This is a genomic window from Streptomyces sp. NPDC028722 (assembly GCF_040637655.1).
Classification (GTDB): domain Bacteria; phylum Actinomycetota; class Actinomycetes; order Streptomycetales; family Streptomycetaceae; genus Streptomyces.
The window spans coordinates 20009-40981 of the sequence record NZ_JBEZWU010000036.1 but is presented as its reverse complement, the minus strand read 5'-3'; the positions used below and the strand labels follow the sequence as shown (position 1 = coordinate 40981).

Annotated in this window: 15 protein-coding genes and 1 pseudogene; 3 read left to right on the top strand and 13 right to left on the bottom strand. The window is 72.4% G+C overall.

Going from position 1 to position 20973, the window contains the following annotated elements; translation table 11 throughout:
* The first annotated feature begins 234 nt into the window (after positions 1-234).
* Entirely contained in the window at positions 235-1458 is a 1224-nt protein-coding gene (locus AB0F03_RS33925) for a serine hydrolase domain-containing protein (protein ID WP_361999269.1), read from the top strand.
* Positions 1459-1529: 71 nt separating this feature from the next.
* On the opposite strand, the gene ribA is transcribed toward AB0F03_RS33925, so the two are convergent.
* A complete protein-coding gene (gene ribA, locus AB0F03_RS33920) occupies positions 1530-2201 on the bottom strand; it encodes a GTP cyclohydrolase II (protein ID WP_361999266.1) in 672 nt (223 codons plus the stop codon).
* 39 nt (positions 2202-2240) lie between these two features.
* Between ribA and AB0F03_RS33915 the strand changes: the two genes are divergently transcribed.
* Positions 2241-3017: a creatininase family protein gene (locus tag AB0F03_RS33915; RefSeq protein ID WP_361999287.1), complete on the top strand. Its 777-nt coding sequence runs from the start codon at positions 2241-2243 to the stop codon at positions 3015-3017.
* Positions 3018-3169: 152 nt separating this feature from the next.
* Here AB0F03_RS33915 and AB0F03_RS33910 read toward each other — a convergent pair.
* From AB0F03_RS33910 to AB0F03_RS33890, 5 genes and pseudogenes are all read right to left on the bottom strand, one after another.
* Positions 3170-4309 (bottom strand): annotated as a pseudogene (locus tag AB0F03_RS33910) (lysylphosphatidylglycerol synthase transmembrane domain-containing protein); the annotation flags it as partial.
* A complete protein-coding gene (locus AB0F03_RS33905) occupies positions 4306-5277 on the bottom strand; it encodes a class I SAM-dependent methyltransferase (protein WP_361999264.1) in 972 nt (323 codons plus the stop codon). The pseudogene AB0F03_RS33910 and the gene AB0F03_RS33905, both read right to left, overlap by 4 nt.
* On the bottom strand, positions 5274-6455 hold the full coding sequence (locus AB0F03_RS33900) for a glycosyltransferase family 4 protein (protein ID WP_361999262.1): 1182 nt from the start codon (positions 6453-6455) through the stop codon (positions 5274-5276). The genes AB0F03_RS33905 and AB0F03_RS33900 overlap by 4 nt, the downstream gene beginning before the upstream one ends.
* On the bottom strand, positions 6452-6850 hold the full coding sequence (locus AB0F03_RS33895; RefSeq protein ID WP_361999259.1) for a 6-carboxytetrahydropterin synthase: 399 nt from the start codon (positions 6848-6850) through the stop codon (positions 6452-6454). Before AB0F03_RS33895 ends, AB0F03_RS33900 begins: the two co-directional genes overlap by 4 nt.
* Before the next feature lie 110 nt (positions 6851-6960).
* Positions 6961-7950: a zinc-binding alcohol dehydrogenase gene (locus AB0F03_RS33890; RefSeq protein ID WP_361999256.1), complete on the bottom strand. Its 990-nt coding sequence runs from the start codon at positions 7948-7950 to the stop codon at positions 6961-6963.
* 107 nt (positions 7951-8057) lie between these two features.
* On the opposite strand from AB0F03_RS33890, the gene AB0F03_RS33885 reads away from it, so the two are divergent.
* On the top strand, positions 8058-8837 hold the full coding sequence (locus tag AB0F03_RS33885) for a CDP-alcohol phosphatidyltransferase family protein (protein WP_361999253.1): 780 nt from the start codon (positions 8058-8060) through the stop codon (positions 8835-8837).
* A gap of 98 nt (positions 8838-8935) precedes the next feature.
* Here the strand turns inward: AB0F03_RS33885 and AB0F03_RS33880 are convergent, their stop codons facing one another.
* The 7 genes from AB0F03_RS33880 to AB0F03_RS33850 all read right to left on the bottom strand — a co-directional run bounded on the left by AB0F03_RS33880 (position 8936) and on the right by AB0F03_RS33850 (position 20870).
* Entirely contained in the window at positions 8936-9430 is a 495-nt protein-coding gene (locus tag AB0F03_RS33880; protein WP_361999250.1) for a hypothetical protein, read from the bottom strand.
* 28 nt (positions 9431-9458) lie between these two features.
* Positions 9459-14159, bottom strand: a complete 4701-nt coding sequence (locus tag AB0F03_RS33875; RefSeq protein WP_361999247.1) for a DUF6531 domain-containing protein — start codon at positions 14157-14159, stop codon at positions 9459-9461.
* Between the two features lie 133 nt (positions 14160-14292).
* On the bottom strand, positions 14293-16161 hold the full coding sequence (locus AB0F03_RS33870; RefSeq protein WP_361999244.1) for a discoidin domain-containing protein: 1869 nt from the start codon (positions 16159-16161) through the stop codon (positions 14293-14295).
* Positions 16162-16311: 150 nt separating this feature from the next.
* Positions 16312-17676 (bottom strand): GH1 family beta-glucosidase, encoded by a 1365-nt coding sequence (locus AB0F03_RS33865; RefSeq protein ID WP_361999242.1) that lies wholly within the window; start codon positions 17674-17676, stop codon positions 16312-16314.
* Between the two features lie 29 nt (positions 17677-17705).
* A complete protein-coding gene (locus AB0F03_RS33860; protein ID WP_361999285.1) occupies positions 17706-18545 on the bottom strand; it encodes a carbohydrate ABC transporter permease in 840 nt (279 codons plus the stop codon).
* Positions 18546-18558: 13 nt separating this feature from the next.
* Entirely contained in the window at positions 18559-19548 is a 990-nt protein-coding gene (locus AB0F03_RS33855; protein WP_361999239.1) for a sugar ABC transporter permease, read from the bottom strand.
* 5 nt (positions 19549-19553) lie between these two features.
* A complete protein-coding gene (locus AB0F03_RS33850) occupies positions 19554-20870 on the bottom strand; it encodes a sugar ABC transporter substrate-binding protein (RefSeq protein WP_361999237.1) in 1317 nt (438 codons plus the stop codon).
* Positions 20871-20973: the final 103 nt, after the last annotated feature.

The window sequence follows — 20973 nt, the reverse complement described above, 5'->3', positions numbered from 1 at the left end:
CCCTGCTGAGCGGCGGGTTCGACGCGGTGATGACGGCGGCCGTCCGCATGACCGTCCGGCGGGGGCCACGGCCCTGGCCGTGTGAGCCCTGCCGCCGGCCCGCGCGTTGCCCGGCGCCGCCCCCCCGTTTCTCCCGGTGAGCCCGTCCCGCCGGGCGGTCCTGCGCGACGATGAGGAGCGGGCGCAGCCCTACGGGCCCCGTCCGGGACGGCGACGCGTGCGGAGGAGAGAGTGATGGCACAGCTGCGGCAGGACATCGGACCGGAGGAAGCGGGCCTGGACGCCGTGGCCCTGGACCGTCTCGACCGGCACTTCGCCCGCCACGTCGACGAGGGGCGCCTGCCCGGCTGTCTGGTGGCCGTGGCCCGCGGTGGCCGTGTCGCCCACCTGACCACGTACGGACTGCGGGACGTGGCGGCCGGGCTGCCGGTCGAGCCGGACACGCTGTGGCGGATCTACTCGATGACCAAACCCGTCACCGCGGTCGCGGTGCTGCTGCTGGCCCAGGACGGCCGGCTGTCCCTGGACGACCCCCTGGACCGTCATCTGCCCGCGTTCGCCGCCCCCCGGGTGTACGAGGGCGGGTCGGGTGCCGGCGTGCGCACCCGGCCGGCCGCCGACCCCGTCCTGATCCGGCACCTGCTCACCCACACCGCCGGCCTGACCTTCGGCTTCTACCACCGCCACCCCGTGGACGCCCTCTACCGGGAGGCGGGACTGGAGTACTCGGTGCCGCCCGGCGCCGGGCTCGCCGAGACCGTCGAGCTGTACGCGCGGATGCCGCTCCAGTCCGACCCGGGCACCGAGTGGAACTACTCGGTCGCCTCCAATGTGCTGGGCCGGGTGATCGAGGTCGTCTCCGGGCAACCGCTGGACGCGTTCTTCCGTGACCGGATCCTCGGCCCGCTCGGCATGACCGACACCGGCTTCCACGTCACGCCGGAACAGGCCGGCCGGCTGGCCGAGTTGTACGGCGAGACGGACGACGGTGGCATCGAGCCGGTGCCGGGACTGCCGGTGCACGGCCGGCCCCGGTTCCTGTCCGGCAGCGGCGGCCTGGTCTCCAGCGCCCACGACTTCCACCGGTTCATGGAGATGCTGCGCCGGGGCGGCGAACTGGACGGCGTACGACTGCTGTTGCCGCAGTGGGTGGCCCTGATGACCCGCAACCACCTGCCGGGCGGCGCCACCATCCGCTCCTTCGGCGCCCCGGTCCACCGGGAACCGGCCAACGACGGCCTCGGGTTCGGCTTCAACGTGTCCGTGGTCGTCGACCCCGCCCGCACCCCGGCCCCGTCACACCTGGGCACCTACGGCTGGACCGGCGTGGCCACCACCGCGTTCTGGGTCGACCCGGCCCACGACCTGACCGTGCAGTTCATGAGCCAGGTACGCCCGAAGACGCTGAAGGTCTTCCCCGAGCTGCGGCGGCTGGCGCACGAGGCGCTGGCGGACTGACCGCCGGCGGCCCGGCGAGCCGGAGCCGGTGGCGGGTGTCCCGTTCCGGGGGGCGGCACCCTGCCCGGGTGTCACGAGCCGTGGGCGACGGCGTCCAGATGCGGCAGATGGTGGTCCATCCGCTCCCGCTTGGTCCGCAGATAGGTGATGTTGCTCTCGCACGGCTCGATCAGCAGCGGCACCTGCTCGGCCACTTGGATGCCGTGCCGGACCAACGCCTCGCGCTTGCGCGGGTTGTTGGACATCAGCCGCACCGAGCACACCCCGAGGTCGCGCAGGATCTCCGCGGCGACGCCGTAGTCCCGGGCGTCGACGGGCAGGCCCAGCGCGAGGTTCGCCTCCACCGTGTCCAGGCCCTCCGCCTGGAGGGCCATCGCCCGCAACTTGGCGAGCAGGCCGATGCCACGGCCCTCGTGGCCCCTCAAGTAGACGACGATGCCGCTGCCTTCGGCGACCACCGCGCGCAGCGCGGCCTCCAGCTGGTCGCCGCACTCGCAGTGCCGGGAGCCGAACGCGTCCCCGGTCAGGCACTCCGAGTGCAGCCGCACCAGCACGCTGTCGGTGCCGATCTCACCGTGCACCAGGGCTACTTGCTCGTCACCGCGGTCGTGGTCCAGATAGCCGATCGCCTGGAATTGCCCGTACACCGTGGGCAGCGGCGCATTCACGACGCGCTCCGCACCCGACCGCGGCGGGGACTTCTTGCCGAGTACGCCGATGTTGACGCCGGTGTTTTCTGTCATGATCTGATTCCTATGCAGAGACGAAAGGCCGTGGACGAGATGAGTGGTTCGGGCGCGCGCGCAGCGGCATACGAAGTGGCGAGCGGCGTGATGCCGACGGACACCACGCAGGACGTACGGGCGCGGGGGGCGGGCGCGTCAGCACAGGTCGCCGTCCTTCCGGTCGGGAGCTTCGAACAGCACGGTGCGTTCCTGCCACTGGCGACCGACACGCTGGTCGCCTGCGCCGTGGCGCGGGAGATCGCCGCCGCGTACCCGGTGCATCTCCTTCCGCCGGTGACGCTCTCCTGCTCGCACGAGCACGCGGCCTGGCCGGGAACCGTCAGCATCTCCGCCGTGACCCTCCACGCGGTGATCACCGACATCGCCGCGTCGCTGCGCCGTTCGGGTGTCGACGCGCTCGTCGTGGTCAACGGGCACGGCGGCAACTACGTGCTCGGCAACGTCGTCCAGGAGGCCTCCGCGCGGGGCGAACGGATGGCGCTGTTCCCCGCCGCCGAGGACTGGGAGGACGCGCGGGAACAGGCCGGGGTGGTCACCTCGCTCCTCACCGACATGCACGCGGGAGAGATCGAGACATCGATTCTGCTGCACGCTCACCCCGAATTCGTCCGCCCTGGTAACGAGTCGGCCGATTTCACCGCCGACGACCGCCGTCATCTGCTCACCGTGGGAATGTCCGCCTATACCGAATCGGGCGTCATCGGCCGCCCCTCCCTGGGTTCGGCGGAAAAGGGAAAGGAACTCCTGGCGAGCCTCACGGAATCCTTCGCACCGTATTTCGCCCTGCTCACCGCGGCCACGGGACGGGAGTAGCCGGACGCGGGGGCCTGCCGGCCGGGACCCGTGGGGGCGGCCCCGGCCGGCAGGTGTCCGGTGTCCGGCGCGGAGCCGGGCTCCCGCGCGGCGGCCGGGCCGCGCAGACCCTCGTACCAGCGCAGGACGAGTACGGCGGCGCCCGGCAGACTCGCGACGAAGCTCAGCACGCCGTAGACGACGGCGACCGCGACCCCGGTGTCCGCGCCGAGGCCCGCCGCGCCGAACGCCCACGCGGTGACTCCCTCGCGGGGGCCGAACCCGCCGACGTTCACCGGCAGGCCCATGGCCAGCAGGGCGAGCACCGCGAGCGGCAGCAGCACCGCCACGGGGGCGGCCGAGCCGCCGACCCGGGCCGCCACGACGAACATCAGCAGATGCCCGGCGAGGACGGCCGCGGAGGACAGCGCGACCCCCGGCCCGCTCTGCCGGGACGCCAGGCCCCGGCGGGCCTCGCCGAGCACACGGCGCAGCGCCCCGACCCGGCCGGCCGGGGCCCGGTTCATCCGGACGGCGACGACGACGGCGAGCGTGCCCGCCACGGCCGGCACCATGAGCGGGGCGAAGGCGCGGGCATCGGCGCGCACCGGGGACGGCAGGGTCAGCAGCACCACCGCAGCGGTCACGGCCATCGCGATCTGCCCCGCTACCCGCTCCAGGACGACCGCCTTCACGCCGCGCCGCATGTCCCCCGCGCTCCGCCCGTGCCGGACGGCCCGGTGCACATCGCCCAGGATGCCGCCGGGCAGCGCCGCGTTCAGGAACAGCGCGCGGTAGTAGTCGGCGACGGCGGCACGGAGCGGCAACCGCAAACGCAGCCCCCGCGCGACCAGTTGCCAGCGCCAGGCGCTGAACACCGTGGTGACCGTGCCGATGCCCAGCGCGGCCAGCACCGTCACCGCGTCGATCCGCCGCAGCCCGTCCACGAGCACACCGGTACCGAGCCGCCACGTGAGGACACCGAGGATGACCACCCCGACGCAGGTCCCCGCCTGACTCCGCAGAAGGCGCGCGCCGGGGCGCCGGGGGGCGGGCGGTTGTGTGGGGGCGGGGGCCGGGATGCCGCCGGACCCGGCGGTGGAGGCGGGTGCCGGGGCGGCGCCGGGCGTGCTCGCGGCAGGCACCCCGGCAGGGCGGGCCGCGGCAGGTGGCGCCGGGCGCGGTTGCGGTTGCGGGTGCGGCGGGTGTGTGCCCGCGGGGTGCGTCTCGGTCACGTGAGGGCGGGCGGGGGCCGTCGGTGCCGTACGGGCGCGGGTGCCGGCGCCCGGCGCGGGGGCCGGCCGCGCGATCATGCGGGGCCGCCCGTCGGCCGGGGCAGCGCCAGCAGGTCGCTGTGGTGGACGGTGACCCACAGCTCGCCGGCCGCGCAGGCGGCGAGCCGGGCGTCCAGGTAGCGCTCGGCGCGGTCCCGCAGCTCCGGCCGCTGCTCGACGGCCGCGCCCACCCAGCCGCGCAGCCACTGCCCGGTCAGCGCGGCCTCGCCGGGGCCGAGCCGCCACGGGCTCGGGTGCACCCGGACCGTCGCCCCGCGCGCGGCGAACGCCTCGCCGGCCACGGTGACCGCGTCCGGGCCGAGCAGTCCGCCGCGCCGCTGGTGGGCGTTGAACGCGTCCGCGATCCCGGCGTCGAGCGGGTCCGCCGGGGTGAGTTCGACGCGGCCGGCGACGGAGAGGGTGAGCAGGGCCGGGCAGCCGGCGCCGGCGCAGGCGTCGGCCAGGTTCTCGATCTCCTCCCGGGTGAGGACGTCGAGCAGCGCGGAGGCCGTCACCAGCGAGGCTCCGGTCAGCGCGTCCGGGGTGAGCCGGGCCACGTCGCCGCGCCGGGTCTCGACCGTGACGCCGCTGCCGTCGGCGGCGGAGCGCGGGGAGGCGACGGCGGCGAAGTGCAGCAGGTAGGGGTCGCGGTCGTGCAGGATCCAGTGCTGGGCGCCGTCGAGGCGGGGCGCGAGCCAGCGGCCCATCGAGCCGGTACCGCAGCCCAGGTCGTGCACGGCGAGTCCGCCCGCACCGACCGGCCCCTCGGCCAGCCGGGTCCGCAGCGGCCCGAGCAGGTCGGCCGCGCGGGCCGCCGCGTCGGCGGGTTCCCGCAGCTGGAGCCACTCGGGCGCGTACCGCGGGCCGTCCTCGGGGGCGGCGTCGCGCAGCCGTACGGTGGCCCGCTCACCGGTCCGGACGACGGGCCCGGCCCCGGCGATGACCGCGCCCCGGGCCCCCTGGGCCCCCTTGTCAACTGCGCTGGTGTCGGTGTCCGGGCGGGTCATGGCGTCGTCCTCGGTGCTTCGGGGAGCCGTTGCAGGACTCCGGCCAGGCTACGGGCGGTGGTGGCCCAGCCGTCGAGCGCGGCGCGGCGGCTTCGCGCGGCGGCCTTGAGGCGGCGGCGTACGTCGGGTTCGCCGAACCAGCCGCGGAGTTCGGCGGCGAGCGCCGCCGGGTTCTCGGGCGGGACGAGGATGCCGGGCACCGAGCCGTCGGGGGCGCGGCCGACGGCCTCGGGCAGGCCGCCGACGTCGGTGGCGAGGACCGGGATGCCGCGGGCGAGGGCCTCGGTGACCGCCATGCCGTACGTCTCGGCGTAGGAGGTGAGGACCATCAGGTCGGCGGCGGCGTAGGAGGCGTCGAGGGCGGCGCCGGAGCGTGGGCCGGTCAGGTGCAGGCGGTCGCCGAGGCCGTGCCGGGCGATCAGTTCGCGCAGGTGGGCCACGTACGCGGGGTCGTTGCCGAGGCCGCCGACGCACTCGCAGGTCCACGGCAGGTCCCGTACCGTCGCGAGCGCCTCCACCAGGCGGTGCTGGCCCTTGCGCGGGGTCACGGCGGCCACGCACAGCAGCCGGGAGACGCCGTCGGTGCCCGGGGCGAGGGGCGCGATGTCGGCGCCGGGCGCGGCGACGTGCACCCGGCCGGGGGCGAGTCCGTGGTGGGAGACGAGCCGGCGGACCGCCCAGTCGCTGGTGGCGATCACCGCGGGCACGGCCCGCAGCACCGTCCGCTCGCGGGTGTCCAGGCCGGCGGCGACGGCCGGGTCCAGGCCGGTCTCGTCGCCGAGCGGCAGATGGACGAGGACGGCGAGCCGCAGGCGTCCGGCCTCGGGGAGGACGGTCTCCGGGACACCGCAGGCGACGAGGCCGTCGAGCAGGACGACGGCGTCGTCCGGCAGGTCCCGCAGGGTGCGGGCGAGCCCGTCGCGGGCGGCGCGGTCCGGGTGGGGCCAGGCGCCGGGGACGGGGTGCCGGGTGACCTGCCAGCCGAAGCCGGGCAGGTCCAGGCAGACCCGGCGGTCGTAGGCGTTGCCGCCGCTGGGCGCGGCCGGGTCGTCGACGCCGCCCGGCATCACGAAGTGCACGGTGCGCAGGGACATGGGAATGATTCCGGCGTTCTCGGCGGGGGTGTGCTGCGCGGGGACGTACGTCAGGCGGGCCGGCCGCACGGTCAGGTCGGTCACAGGTCACGCTCGTAACTCGCCCAGGCGACGTGCGACTCGTGCAGGGTGACGGTGATGCCGCGCAGACCCCGGGCGCCCTCGCCGAGGGCGCCCCGGTGGACGCGGTCGGCGAGCCGGTCGGCGATGACCTTGGCGAGGAACTCGGTGGAGGTGTTGACACCGGCGAAGTCGGGTTCGTCGTCGAGGTTGCGGTAGTTCAGTTCGGCGACGACGGCGCCCAGTTCCTGCGTGGCCAGGCCGATGTCGACGACGATGTTGTCCTCGTCCAGCTGTTCGCGGCGGAACGTCGCGTCGACGAGGAACGTGGCGCCGTGCAGTCGCTGCGCGGGTCCGAACACTTCGCCGCGGAAGCTGTGGGCGATCATGATGTGATCGCGGACGGTGATGCTGAACAACGGACGACCCTCCAGGTGCGGCGCGTCTGGTCCCCCGCCCTTGCCCGCCGGGGGATGTGGTGTAGTACGGCTCCTCGCTTCCCCGTGTTCAGCCGTGACTCACTCTTTTCTCAGGTCAGGCCGGTGTCGGTGTACCGGATCCGGTGGCACAAAGCCGGGATCGAGCCGGAGGCCAGTCGCGGCAGCACGGACGGCAGTTCCTCGAAGGCGCTCTCCCCGGTGACGAGCGCGTCCAGCGCCGGGTCGGCGAGCAGGTCCAGGGCGAGCGCCATCCGGTCGGCGTAGGTGCGGCCGGCCCGGGCGGCCGGGGAGACGGTGCCGACCTGGCTGCTGCGCACGGTGAGCCGGCGGGAGTGGAAGGTCTCGCCGAGCGGCAGGGCCACGCTCCGGTCGCCGTACCAGCTCAGCTCCACGACCGTGCCCTCCGGGGCGAGGAGTTGAAGGGCCCGGGCGAGGCCGGCCTCGGTGGCGCTGGCGTGCACGACGAGGTCGCAGTCGCCGAGCGCGTCGGCGGGCGCGGCGAAGTCCACGCCGAGTGCCCGGGCGGTCTCCGCGCGGCCGGGGTCGGCGTCGACGAGCTGGAGGCGGACGCCCGGGAAGCGGGCGAGCAGCGCGGTCACCGCGCAGCCGACCATGCCGCCGCCGATCACCGCGATCCGGTCGCCGATGAGCGGTGTCGCGTCCCACAGGGCGTTCACGGCGGTCTCGACGGTGCCGGCGAGCACGGCCCGTTCGGCGGGCACCCGATCGGGTACCACGGTGACGGCGCTCGCCGGAACGACGTAACGGCTCTGGTGCGGATAGAGACAGAACACCGTGCGCCCGGTCAGCTCGGCCGGCCCCTCCTCCACGACGCCGACGTTGAGGTAGCCGTACTTCACCGGGCCCGGGAAGTCGCCCTCCTGGAACGGCGCCCGCATCGCGGCGTGCTGGCTCGCGGGCACGCCGCCGCGGAAGACGAGCGTCTCCGTGCCCCGGCTGATCCCGGAGTACAGCGTGCGCACCAGGACCTCGCCGTCGGCGGGTCCGGTGAGGGTGACGTCGCGCAGTTCTCCCTGGCCGGGCGAGCGGAGCCAGAAAGCGCGGGCCGACCGGTTCATCGGCGTCCTCCTGAACGATCGGGAAGTTGTTCACGTACCGAGATGTGCACAGGCCGCGCAGAGTACGCGGCGTTGATCGACTCTGTCACTCGGCCGGAGGATGTGCGGTGGCCCTGAACAACACGTATGACGCGAGGCTCCAGCAGGAGACCGCTGTGGGAGCGGGCGTGCAGATCCTGCTGCTGGCCCTGCTCGGCTCGGCGATCGGCATGGGGCCGGCCGGCTGGCTGACGGGGCTGGCCTTCGCGTTCGCCACCTGGGCGGTCCTCTCCCGCGCCCTGCACCGCTCCCGGCTCAGCTCCTTCGGGCCCGCCAACCGGGTCACGCTCGGCCGGACGACCCTGGTCGGCGGGGTGACGGCGCTGGTCGCGGACTCCTTCGAGAGCGCGCCGCCGGTGACCCTGCTGGCCGCCCTGACCGCGGTGGCGCTGCTGCTGGACGGTGTGGACGGCAAGGTGGCCCGCCGCACCGGCACGTCCTCCGCGCTGGGCGCGCGCTTCGACATGGAGGTCGACGCGTTCCTCATCCTGGTGCTGAGCGTGTACGTGTCGACGCGCCTCGGCCCGTGGGTGCTGCTGATCGGCGGCATGCGCTACGCGTTCGTCGCCGCGGCCCGGCTGGCCCCCTGGCTGAACGCCGCCCTGCCCCCGTCCTTCGCCCGCAAGACGGTGGCGGCGCTCCAGGGAATCTGCTTGCTGGTGGCGGGCGCGGGTCTGCTGCCGCGTCCGGCGGACCTCGCGGTCGTGCTGCTGGCGCTGGGGTCGCTGGTGTGGTCCTTCGGGCGGGACGTGGTGTGGCTGTGGCGGAACGCGCGGACGGTCACCGAGGAGACGGTGACCGACCGGGCGGTGTCCGAGCCGATGGTGCTGGAGCTGGCGGGGCGGTGACGGCGCCCGGGGGCTCCCAGGGGTTCCCGGGGACTCCGGCACGCTCTTGGCACCGGTTCCCCGTGCGCCGAGGGACGTTCGCACGTCAGTCGACAGGATCAGTCCTGCTGGGTGTACCGGTAGTCGTAGTAGTCCTCGCCGCCCACCAGGACCGAGGTGACGTACCTCGGCAGGCCGTCGGCGTCCCGTTCGACCTCCTGTGAGGTCTGCCGGGTGAAGCCGAGCGACACCCCGGGGATCACGGGGTACTCCGGCTGCGAGGTGTCGACCGTCCAGCCCCGGTCGGCGGCCCGCCGGAAGAGGTCCTCGGCCGGGGTGGTGAACACCTCGTCGCCGTGGAGCAGGACGCGCGTGCCGGACGTGCGGCCCTCACCGGGCCACCACAGCTCGATCGCGGTGACATGGGCGCCGCCCTCGGCCAGGGCCTGTACGCCGACGTGGTCGAGGGTCCAGGACGCCTTCGCCGAGTTCCGGCTCGGGCGGCGCAGCACACGGGGTTCGCCCCAGTCGGGCACCGCGGCGAGTGCCTCGTCGAGCGTCATGCCCAGCAGGATCGGCGCGACTCCGCGCGGCGGGTCGAGTACCAGATCCATCGCCAACCCCTCGGTCCGTCCCGGCTCGTCATTTCAGGATGTCGTAGTTTATCGTCCAGCCCTTCTTCTCCAGCATGGCCTGGAACTTCCTGTTGTTCTTCAGGCTGTCGACCATGTCCTTGATGTGCGTGTCGTACTTGTCGCCGTACAGCTCACGGATCTCGTCGATGTCCATCTTCATGGCCTCGTCCCAGCGCCCGGCGTCGATGAACTGCCGCTGTTTCGCGCGCCACGCATCGCTCTCCTTGCTGGAACCCGTGCTCGTCAGCTCCCGGTGGTCCGCGGCGTCCATGCGGATCGCGGGGCCCATGCCGGCGCCGCCGCCGTTCTTGTTCGTCCGGAACCCGGGCATGTCGAGGTGGGAGTACGACGCCTTCGCGGGGATGTGGTTGATCTCCTGGTCGACGGGATTGACGCGGTTCTTCTCGTCGTCCAGGAGGTTCGCGGGCTGGAGGCCGCTGTACCAGCCGCCGTTCTCCGTGCACCCCTTGGCTATGAGGCCCTCGGGGTCCATCCGGGTGTGCGGGTTCGTGACGTACGCGACCGGGTTGGGCGCCGGGCCGAGGCCGAGCGGGTCGGGGCTGGCGTAGCGCGCGGTGTCCGGGTCGTAGTGGCGCTGGTAGTTGTAGTAGAAGCCGGTCTCCGCGTCGTCGTACTGTCCGGGCAGGCGCAGCGGTGTGTACGCCGTCGCGTCCCGGTTCCAGCTCGTGGCGCCCCAGACGGTGGACCGGCCGCGCCAGGCGATCACGCCCTGCTCGTCGACGAGTTCGCTGGGTGCGCCCACCAGGTCGGTGACGATGGCGAAGAAGCGTGCGTCGACCTCGCCCTGCGGCTCCTGCCCGGGGCCGATGCGGCGCTCGAGCTGGGTCAGCGGCCGGTGGCCCTCGTAGTCCCAGGTGGTGGTGATGTGGTGGGCCGTGTCCGTCTGCTCGGCCAGCCGGGTGCCGTCCCAGGTGAAGTGGACGGAGTGCACGACGGTGTGTCCGTCGTCGGCCAGACGGTGCTTGGCCGTGCGCCGCCCCAGCGGGTCGTACGCGTACGTCCACCGGGTGCCGTCCGGGGTGACGCAGGCGACGAGGCGGTTCTCCTCGTCCCAGGTGTAGCGCCAGGTGTCCGGCTTCTTCGACAGCCGCGTCTTCTGACGCAGGGTGGTGCGGCCCGCGGCGTCGTACGCGTAGCGGACCCGCCCGGCGGTCAGGACCCGGGTGCCCTCGTAAGTGCGCTCACCGCGGCCCTCCGTGCGCGCGGCCCGGTCGGGCCACTCGGCACTGATCTCGTTGCCGGCGCTGTCGTACGCGTACGCCTCCGACCAGTTCTCGGCCGTGACGCGCAGGGGGCGGCCGACCGGGTCGAGGCCGAAGCTGCGGCTGGTGCCGCTCAGTTCGTCGGATATTCGCTCCAGGCAGCCGTCGGCCCGGTAGCCGTACGCCCGGGCGCGCAGGGTCCGGCCGCCGGCGGTCAGCAGCTGTGAGGTCAGCCGGCCCAGCTCGTTCCACCCCGAGGTGAGGGTGACCGGTGCCTCGGCGGTTCCGAAGCTGCGGGTCAGCTCCTTGCCCCACGCGTCATGGGTGAAGGTCAGGGTGTGGCCGTCGGCGAGCAGCGCCGTGCGGTTGCCCACCTCGTCGTAGGCCGATCGTGCCACGGCGCCGGTGGGCGTGGTGCGGGTGGTGCGGCGGCCGGCGGCGTCGTAGCCGAACCGGGTGGTGCGCCCGTCGACGGTCTCGGCGACGACCCGGCCGACGACGTCACGTTCCAGCGTCAGCGTGGAAGTGGGTGAGGTCAGCGAGCTGACGCGGCCGGCCGCGTCGTACGTGCAGCGGGTGCGCCGGCCTGCCACGTCCTTCGCGGTGACGCGGCCCATCACGTCGTACTCGCTGGTGATGCGGGTGCCGAGCGGTGTCGTGCGCGCGACGGGCCGGCCCACCGGGTCGTACTCGTAGGTGACCGTGCGTGCGTCGAAGTCGGACTCGGACGTCAGGTTGCCGGCCGGGTCGTAGGTGTAACTCCACTTCATTCCCTGCGGGTTGAGGACCTCGCTGAGGCGCAGCTCGGTGTCGTACGTGAACGAGTACCGGGCGCCGTCCGCGCCGGTGCGGGCGGCGAGCCGGTCGAAGTGCGTGTACTCGAAGCGGGTGACGGCGCCGGTGGGTCCGGTGTGCGACGTACAGTTGCCCTCCGCGTCCCAGGTCCAGCGTTCCTCCGCACCGTCCGGTGCGAGGCGCCGGGCGAGCCGCCCCTGGGGGAGCCACTCCAGGAGGGTGGTCGCGCCGCCGGGGGCGGTGGTGCGGACGGGCCGGCCGAAGGCGTCGCGCTCCACGGACGCGGTGTGGCCGAGGGCGTCGGTGCGGGAGAGTACGAGACCTGCCGCGTCGCAGACGAGGTGCTCGGTCGCGCCGGTCGGATCGGTCAGGGTGCGCAGCGCGCCGCGCGCGTCGTAGGAGAAGTGTGTCTCGGTGCCGTCCGGCGCCGTGATCCGTATGCGGTTGCCGCGCTCGTCGAAGGCCTGGCGCCATGTCGTGCCGTCGGCCCCGGTGACCTCCTCCGGCAGGTTGAGGCCGTTGTAGCGGGTGGTCGACTCCGTACCGTCCGGGTACCGGATCCCGGTCAGATTGCCCCGCTCGTCCCAGGTGAAGCGGGCGGTGTTGCCGAGCTGGTCGGTGCGCTCCAGCAGGTTGTCGTGGCGGTCCCACACGAAGTGGACGGTGTGGCCGAGCGGGTCGGTCTCGGCGACGGTCTGGCCGAGCGCGTTGAGCCGGGTGACGGTGACGGCGCCGGTCGAGTCGGTGAACCGGGTGACGCGCTCGGCGGTGTCGTACGCGAAGCGCGAGGAGAGCGCGCCGTCCGGACCGGACGTCTCCACGACCCGGCCCGCCGCGTCGTACACGTAGGCGTAGGTGTGGCCGTTGCGGTCGGTCCAGGACGTCACCCGGTGCTGGTCGTCGTAGGTGAAACGCAGTGCGACGGTGTCGGAGAAGGAGGTGACCGCGCTCAGGTCGCCGTCCTCGTAGCCGAAGGAGGCGACCGTGACCGGGCCGTCGGCGGTGCGCAGCCGTAGAGCCGCGACGCGGCCGCTCGTCCGGTCGCAGGTCACCCGCACGTCGTAGCCGCCGTCGTGGACGACGGCCGCGGGCAGGCCCTCGTCGTCACGGACGATCTGTACGGCGTTGCCGTTGCGGTCCTCGATCTCGCTGAGCCAGTACAGACCACCGGAGGTGTAGGGGCTGCCGACGAACCGGCGCAGGTGACCGGAGTACGGGTCGGTGGTGGCGTAGGTGACCTCGCCGAGCGCGTTCCGCTCGACGTACGTGAGGGATACGCGCTCGCCCTCGACCGGCTCGACCGGATCGTCCGGGAAGGCCGGCACCCGGGGGTAGACGAGGAGTGAACCGTCCTCGCGTGCCCAGACCGCGCCGCTGCCCGTCAGCTCCAGGCGCTCGTCGAGCGTCGAGGCCCAGCTCGGTGCGAAGCAGTGGCCGTAGCGGTATCCGGAGATGTGGGTGCGCCGCAGCACCAGCGGCAGGACGCCCGGCAGACCCAGGTCCGTCTGGGACAGCACCATCTCGCCGCTCGCGACGTCGACCGGGTCGGTCTTGCAGCGGCGCCGGGTCAGGGCGACGCTCTTCTCGCGCGACTTGGCCAGGGCGTCCTTCAGCGATCCGGGCGGGCGCTTGCCCGTGCCGTCCAGGCGGATGCCTCCGCCGTGGTCACCGCCGCCCCGCTTGTGGCCGTTGATGGCGTCGAGCCTGTCGCGGACGTCCAGGTCGATGCCCTTGTGCAGGCGGGAGGTGGCCTTCACCCGGTCGGGGACTGTTTCCGTGAGGTGATGGGAGATCTTCTTCAGGGCCTTCTCCGAGCCGGTGATCGCACCGTGCAGCACGCTGTCGAACACCCGCGTGAAGGGATCGCGGCCCTTGCTCCGGCCGAACGCCCCCTTGACCCGACCCAGCGGTGAGGACGCGGCGGTGTGCAGCTCACCGCCGTGCCGGGAGACCTTGCCCGCGCCGTCCTCGAACTCGAGGTGGTCGATCCTGGTGACCCTTCCGCCACCGGAGGCGCCGGTGGACACGGGGGCACCGGCCGAGGCGAGCTGCATCCCGCCGTGCTTGCCACCCCCGTGCCCGCCGCCACCACCGCCGCCGTCGGCGGGCGGGAGGGAGAAGGCGCCCTCCGCGAGGTCGAGGACCATGTCCTCGACCATCGCCTCCAGCTTGGCGTTGACCGGCTCGGTGACCTTGGCGATCACCTCGTCGACGATCCGGTCCACGGCCTCGTCGAGGATCCGCTTGACCGCCTGCCGCATCGCGGTGATCTCGGCCGCGCCGAGCACCGCCGACAGTCCGCCGGTCACCCAGGCGAGCCCGATGGACAGGCCCACCGACCCGGCCATGACGGCCAGTTCGGCCTCCGCCTTCGTCTTCATCCAGAAGATGATCTCCGCGAGCACGTCACAGGCGTCCGCGAAGAGCCGTGCGAGCTCCGGGAGTTTCTCCAGATGGCTGGCCTTGACCTTGTTCCAGTGCGCTTCCATCGCGTCGACGGCCCAGCCCTCGGAGGAGGACAGGATCCGGGAGAACGCCGCGTGTGCGTCACCGCCGTGGCCCTCGAACTTCTCCGCGAACTCCCGCATGGCGTCCGCCATGTCGCGGTAATCGTCCTCATCGACGTTCGGAAAGTTGATCCCGATGAAGTCGAGGACCTCGTCGAGCCAGTTGGGCAGTGTGTAGCCCATCCCCCGTTGCCTCCATGCCTGTCGGCGCCGTTGCGTCGGCCCCGATCGATCCGATCATCAGCCTAGCCAGCGTCGGGCAGGAGAGAGCCGGGGGGACCGGCCACGGACGCACGCCCAGCACGGGAGGGTCCCGTCACCCCTTCTGCTCCACCCTCACCCAGTCCACCTCCGCCTGCACTCCCCCGGCCACGATCTTGTCGACGCTCGACTGGGGCAGGCCCCAGTAAGGGGTGGTGGCCTTGTTCCAGCCGGCCGGGTAGGCGCCGCCGAGGGCGAGGTTGAGGATGACGTACTGGTTGTGGTCGTAGACCCACTGGCCCCGGGTGGACTCCAGCTTGTTGCGGGTCGTCTCCTGGACCAGGCGGTCGTCCACGGAGAAGCGCAGCGCCGTCGGGGTCCATTCGACGGCGTAGGTGTGCCACTGGTCGGCGGTGCCGCCGTTGGGGTAGGTCTGGCGGGTGCCGATGTTGCCGTCGGCGGAGTAGCCGGGGCCGTGCAGGGCGGTGCTGGTCCAGTCCGGGTAGCCGATGTTCTCCATGATGTCGGTCTCGCCGGAGGCCGGCCAGGAGACGGACGGGTCGTCCACGTTGCTGCCGAGCAGCCAGAAGGCGGGCCAGAAGCCGTCGCCCACGGGCAGTTTCATGCGGGCGCTGACCCTGCCGTAGGTGAAGTCGGCGTGGGTGTGGGTGTCGATGCGGCCCGAGGTGAAGTCGTAGGTGCCGCCGCCGGCCCTGGTGCAGCCCTTGCAGTACTTCGCCTTCAGGATCAGGCTGCCGTTCTGGGTGAGGATGTTGTCGGTGGAGTCGGCGTACGCCTGTGACTCGCCGTTGACCGGGCCCATCTCGGTGCCGGTGCGGACCACCCGCCACTTCGATCGGTCGAGGCTCGCGGCGGTGAAGTCGTCGAAGAACGTGGTGCGGTACGTGCCCGACCGGTCGGCGGGAAGGGCGGGGTAGGCCGCCGCGGCGCTGCCGCCCGTGCCCCAGACCTGGAACTCGTAGAGGGAGTAGCCGAACTGGGCGGTGGCGGGGGCGGGGTTGTAGAAGGAGCGGCGTTCCTTGCCGAGCATGCGGACGTAGCGGCCGGTGGCCGGGGAGGGCAGTCTCACCGTGTCGTGCAGGCCCGCCGCGTCGCCGGGGGCCTTGACGTCGGCGCGGCGGGCGGCGATGTCGGCCGGGGACGGTTCGTACACCGTGCGCCAGGTGCGGTTGTCGTCGGACACCTGCACGAGGTAGTCGACGGCGTAGGCCGACTCCCAGTACAGGTCCACCGTGTCGATGGTGGACTGCGCGCCGAGGTCCACCGAGACCCAGCGGTCCTGGTTCCAGTCGCTCGACCAGCGGCTCGAGTCCCCCTTGAGGTCGGCGGGCCAGCCGCCGTCGGTGAGGAACGCCGGTGAGTGGCCCGCGTCCTGGTAGAAGTTCGCGTAGGCGGGGTGGTTCAGGGCGAGGTTGGTGCGAGTCGTCGACGCGGGGGCCGGTTCGCCGCCGTAGACCTTGAAGCTCCACAGCGAGTAGCCGTACGGCGTGGCGCGTTCGAGGCCGCGCAGGCGGACGTAGCGGCCGGTGACCTCCTGCGGGTGGGTGTACGCGGTGACGGAGCCGCCGGTGCCGGCGGTCTCGGTGTAGAAGGGGGTCCAGTCGGTGCCGTTCCCGGACACCTCCAGGACGTAGCGCTTGCCGTAGGCGGCTTCCCAGTCCAGGGTCACCCGGTCGATGCGGAGAGTGGAGCCGAGGTCGAGGCGGATCCAGGCGTCGTCGGCGAAGTTGCTGGACCAGCGGGTGGCGCTGTTGCCGTCGAAGGCGAGGCCGGGCGCGGTGCCGGTGTTCTCGCTGCCGGAGGCGGTGACGGCGGCCGGGTTCACGGCGTAGGCGCCGGCCGCGCGGTCGGTGTCCCAGGCGACGGCGGCGGCGTGGGCGGGGGTCGCCAGCAGGGGGCCGGTGGCCAGCAGGGCGGCGGTGGTCAGCGTGGCGAGCAGGGTGCGCGGGATACGGGATGGCATGCGGCTCTCCTGGGGGGATGGATGATTGGCGCGTGCATGACAGTCCAAGGGGCGTACCGAGGTCGGGCAGAGGTCGTCCAGGGGTCCTGCGGGTGCCGGCCGGTGGGCGCGGGTTCCCGTACCCGCGCCCACCGGCCGTCCGGGCCGGGCTCAGGCGGCCCGGCGTGTCCGGCCGCGGTGGACGCGGACGATGTCCGCGTACCGGTGTCCGCTGCCCTTGATGGTGCGCACCTGGGTGCGGTAGTCGACGTGGACCAGGCCGAACCGCTTGGCGTAGCCGTACGCCCACTCGAAGTTGTCCAGCAGCGACCAGGCGAAGTAGCCGGCCAGCGGGGCCCCCTTGCGGGCCGCCGAGGCGCAGGCGGCGAGGTGCCGCTCCAGGTACTCCTGGCGCTCGACGTCGTCCACGGTGCCGTCCGGGCGGACCACGTCCGGGTAGGCCGAGCCGTTCTCGGTGACGTAGATCCTCCGCGCGCCGTACTCCTCGGTGAGGCGCAGCAGCAGCGTCTCGATGCCGCTCGCGTCGATCTCCCAGTCCATGCCGGTGCGCGGCACGTCCGGGCGGCGCACGGAACGGGCGTGGGGGGCGGGGCCGTCAGGGTCGTCGGCGACGTAGGCGGGGAAGTAGTAGTTCAGGCCGAGCCAGTCCAGCGGGGCCGCGATGGTCTCCAGGTCCCCTTGTCGCAGCGGGAGTTCGACGCCGTAGGTCTCGACCATGTCGGCCGGGAAGCCGCGGCCGTGCACCGGGTCCAGCCACCAGCGGTTGACGTGGCCGTCGTGGCGGCGCGCCGCCTCCCGGTCCTCGGGCCGGCCGGTGGCCGGGTGCACGGTGGAGAGGTTGTTGACGATGCCGACCTGGGCGCCGGGCGCGGCGGCGCGGATCGCCTGGGTGGCGAGGCCGTGGCCGAGGAGCAGGTGGCAGGAGGCCCGCACGGCGGCGGTGAGGTCGGTCCAGCCGGGGGCCATCGCGCCTTCCAGGTGGCCGATCCAGGCCGAGCAGGACGGCTCGTTGAGGGTCGCCCAGAGCGTGACGCGGTCGCCGAGGCGGGCGGCGACCGCGGAGGCGTACTCGGCGAAGGCGAGGGCGGTGTCGCGCCGCGGCCAGCCGCCGCGGTCCTGGAGCGCCTGCGGCAGGTCCCAGTGGTAGAGGGTGACCGAGGGGGTGATGCCCGCCTCCAGCAGGGCGTCCACCAGCCGGTCGTAGAAGGCGAGGCCCTTGGCGTTCACCTCGCCGGTGCCGCCGGGGATCACCCGCGGCCAGGCCACGGACATCCGGTAGGCGTTGACGCCGAGCCGGCCCATCAGGCCGATGTCCTCGCGCCAGCGGTGGTAGTGGTCGCAGGCGATGTCGCCGTGGTCACCGCCCGCGGTCTTCCCGGGGGTGTGCGAGAAGGTGTCCCAGATCGACGGGGATCTGCCGTCCTCGGCGACGGCCCCTTCGATCTGGTACGCCGCTGTGGCGGTACCCCACAGGAAGTCGTGCGGGAGGGCGGCGAGGTCGATGCGTTCGGACACGGAAGTCCCTTCGGGGAGCGGGGTGCGGGTCACTTGACGGCGCCCGCCGTCAGCCCGGCGACGAGATAGCGCTGCAACAGCAGGAACCCGGCGACCACGGGCACGCTGACGACCAGCGAGGCGGCCATGATCTGGTTCCAGTAGACGTCGTTGAGGGTGGAGTAGCCCTGGAGGCCGACGGCGAGGGTACGGGTGGTGTCGTTGGTCATGACGGACGCGAAGAGGACCTCTCCCCACGCGGTCATGAAGGCGTAGACGGCGACCGCGACGATGCCGGGGACCGCGGCCGGCACGACGATCCTGAACAGGGCGCCGAGCGGGCCGCAGCCGTCCACGAGCGCCGCCTCGTCCAGGTCGCGCGGCACCGAGTCGAGGTAGCCGATCAGCATCCAGATGGAGAACGGCAGGGAGAAGGTGAGGTACGTCAGGATCAGCCCGCCGCGGGAGCCGAACAGGGCGATGCCGGTGGCGTTGCCGATGTTGACGTAGAGCAGGAACAGCGGCAGCAGGAAGAGGATGCCCGGGAACATCTGCGTCGACAGCACGGTGACCGTGAAGACCCGCTTGCCGCGGAAGTCGTAGCGGCTGACGGCGTAGGCCGCGAACACCGCGATGACGACCGAGCACAGGGTCGCGGCGCCCGCCACGATCAGAGAGTTCACGAAGTACCGGGCGAGCGGGACCGTCGACCAGATGTCGATGTACGGCCGGACGGTCAGCCCGCTGGGCAGCCAGCGGAACTTGCCGGTGACGTCCGCGAGGGGCTTCAGCGAGCTGGAGACCATCACGTACACCGGGACTGCCACGAAACCGGCGAGCAGGGTGAGGAAGATCCGCCGGGCCCAGACGAACGAACGGGGTGCCGCCATGGGCGAGTTCGGGCTAGACATCGGCGGCCCTCCGTCCGCGCGAGGTGAGCAGGAGGTAGCCGCCCGTCACGACGAGCAGGAACAGCAGCAGCAGGACGGACATGGCCGATCCGGTGCCGAAGTTCCAGGTGACGAAGGAGGCCTGGTAGATGTGGACCGAGATCAGGTCGGCGGACGCCGGGGCGGACCTGCCGAACAGCACGTACGGCGTGTTGAAGTCGTTGAACGTCCACAGGAACAGCACCAGCACCAGCACCTGGTTGACCGGGCGCAGCGACGGCAGGGTGATGCGGCGGATCTGCTGCCAGACGCCCGCGCCGTCGAGGGCGGCGGCCTCGTACAGCTCGCCGGGGATGTTCTGGAGGCCGGCCGTCACGATGAGGAAGGCGAACGGCCAGCCCTTCCACACGGACACCGTCAGCAGGGCGTAGAAGCTGTTGTCGCCGATGAGCCAGAACGACGGCTTGCCGGTGACGTGCAGCTGGTCGTGCAGGACGTGGTTCACCAGGCCGTTGTCGTGCTGGAACATGAACACCCAGGTGATGACGGCCGCGTAGACGGGCAGCGCGTACGGCACCAGGAACAGGGCGCGCAGCAGGCCCCGGCCCCGGAAGGCGCCCTGCATGAAGACCGCGGCGGCGGTGCCGGTCAGCCAGCACAGCCCGACCGACGCCAGGGTGAAGCCGACGGTGACGAGGAACGAGTGCAGCAGGGCCTCGCCGACGGGGGCGTCGAAGTCCACCGACATGCGGTAGTTGCCGAGGCCGGACCAGGGGGCGCTGCCCCAGTCGCGGATGTAGAACTGGGTGAGTTCCTTGAAGCTCATCACGATGCCGATGACCATCGGCACCAGGTGGACGAGGAGTTCGAGAACCAGGGCGGGCAGCAGGAGCAGGTACGGCAGTGAGACGCGGCGGATCCGCCCGGTGCGGCGCGGGACGCGCGCCGCACCGGGGGAGATCGGCCGCACCGGTTCCTTGCGTGCGGTGGTGGTCGTGGTCATCGCGTTCAGGCCGCCGGCATCTGCTGCTGGGCCTTCTCCAGCTTCGCCCGGACGGAGTCGGTGGTGACCGCGCGTCCGGCGGCGGCATCGGCGAACAGGTCCTTCACGGCCGTACCGACCGCCGTCTCGAACTGCGACTCCGACGCGACCTGCGGCAGCGCGGCGGCGCTGGTGGCGAGGGTCTGCTTGAGCACGGCGGTGGCCGGGGCGTCGAACGCCGGGTCGGCCTGGGCGCTCTTGACCGGCGGGATGGTGGTGTAGGCCTTGTTGAGGATCTTCTGCTCGGCGTCGCCGGTCATGAACTTCACGAACTTCGTGGCGCCGTCGAGGTTGTGGCTGTTCTTGAAGACGGCGATGTTGATGCCGGCGACCATCGAGTTGATCTGGGCGCCGGTGCCGGGGGCGCCGGACCGCACGGGCACGGGGGCGACGCCGTAGGCGTCCTCGCTCATGCCCTGGCTCTTGAGGTTGGCGGCGGCGGTCTGCCACAGCAGCATGGCCTGCTTGCCCTTGGCGAAGTCGCTGACGGACTGGTTCTGCGCGTACTCCGCGTCACCGGTGGGGATGATCTTGTCCTTGGCCATCAGGTCGACGTACTGCTTGACCGCGTCGACCACCTTGGGACCGGTGAAGTCGGGCTTGCCCTCGGGGGTGAAGAAGTCGGCGCCGTGCTGCTTGGCGAAGACGAAGACGTGGTGGATGTTCTCCGACAGGTTGGCGCCCTCGGCGCCGATCGCGGACTTGCCCTTGGCCTCGATCTTCTTGCCGTCGGCGATCAGTTCGTCCCAGGTGGCCGGGGGCTTGGCGATACCCGCGTCGGCGAAGATCCGCTTGTTGTAGTAGAGCGCGTACGCCATCGAGTACAGCGGTACGGCGGCCGGGTCCTTGCCCTGCACGCCCGTGGAGCCGAGCGCGGAGTCCACGAACCGGTCCCTGCCGCCGATCTTCGAGAAGTTCCCGTCGTTCCACGGCAGCAGCGCGCCCGTGGCCTGGAGGGAGGCGCTCCAGGTGTTGCCGATGTTGAGTACGTCCGGGCCCTGGCCCGAGGTGGTCGCGGTCAGGATCCGGTTGAGCAGGTCGGACCAGGGCACGACCTCCAGCTTCACCTTGATGCCGGACTGCTTCTGGAACTTGTCGAGTTCGGGCTGGAGGACCTTCTGGTCGACGGCGATGCTGGCGCCCTGGTTGGTGGCCCAGTAGGTGAGCGTCTTCGGCGAGTCGCCGGAGCCCCCGCCGCTGGACGAACCGCCCCCGCAGGCCGTGGCCGCGAGGGCGAGAGACATGGTGACGGCGCCTACGGCCGCGGCTCGGATGCTGCGCATGGCTCCTGGTGTCCCTTTCCGGGAGTCGAACCCACAGGGCGGCTCGCGGCGATCGGCACCCCGTCCGGCACCCCGAGCCCCTCATGGCTTAATTTAGGACGTG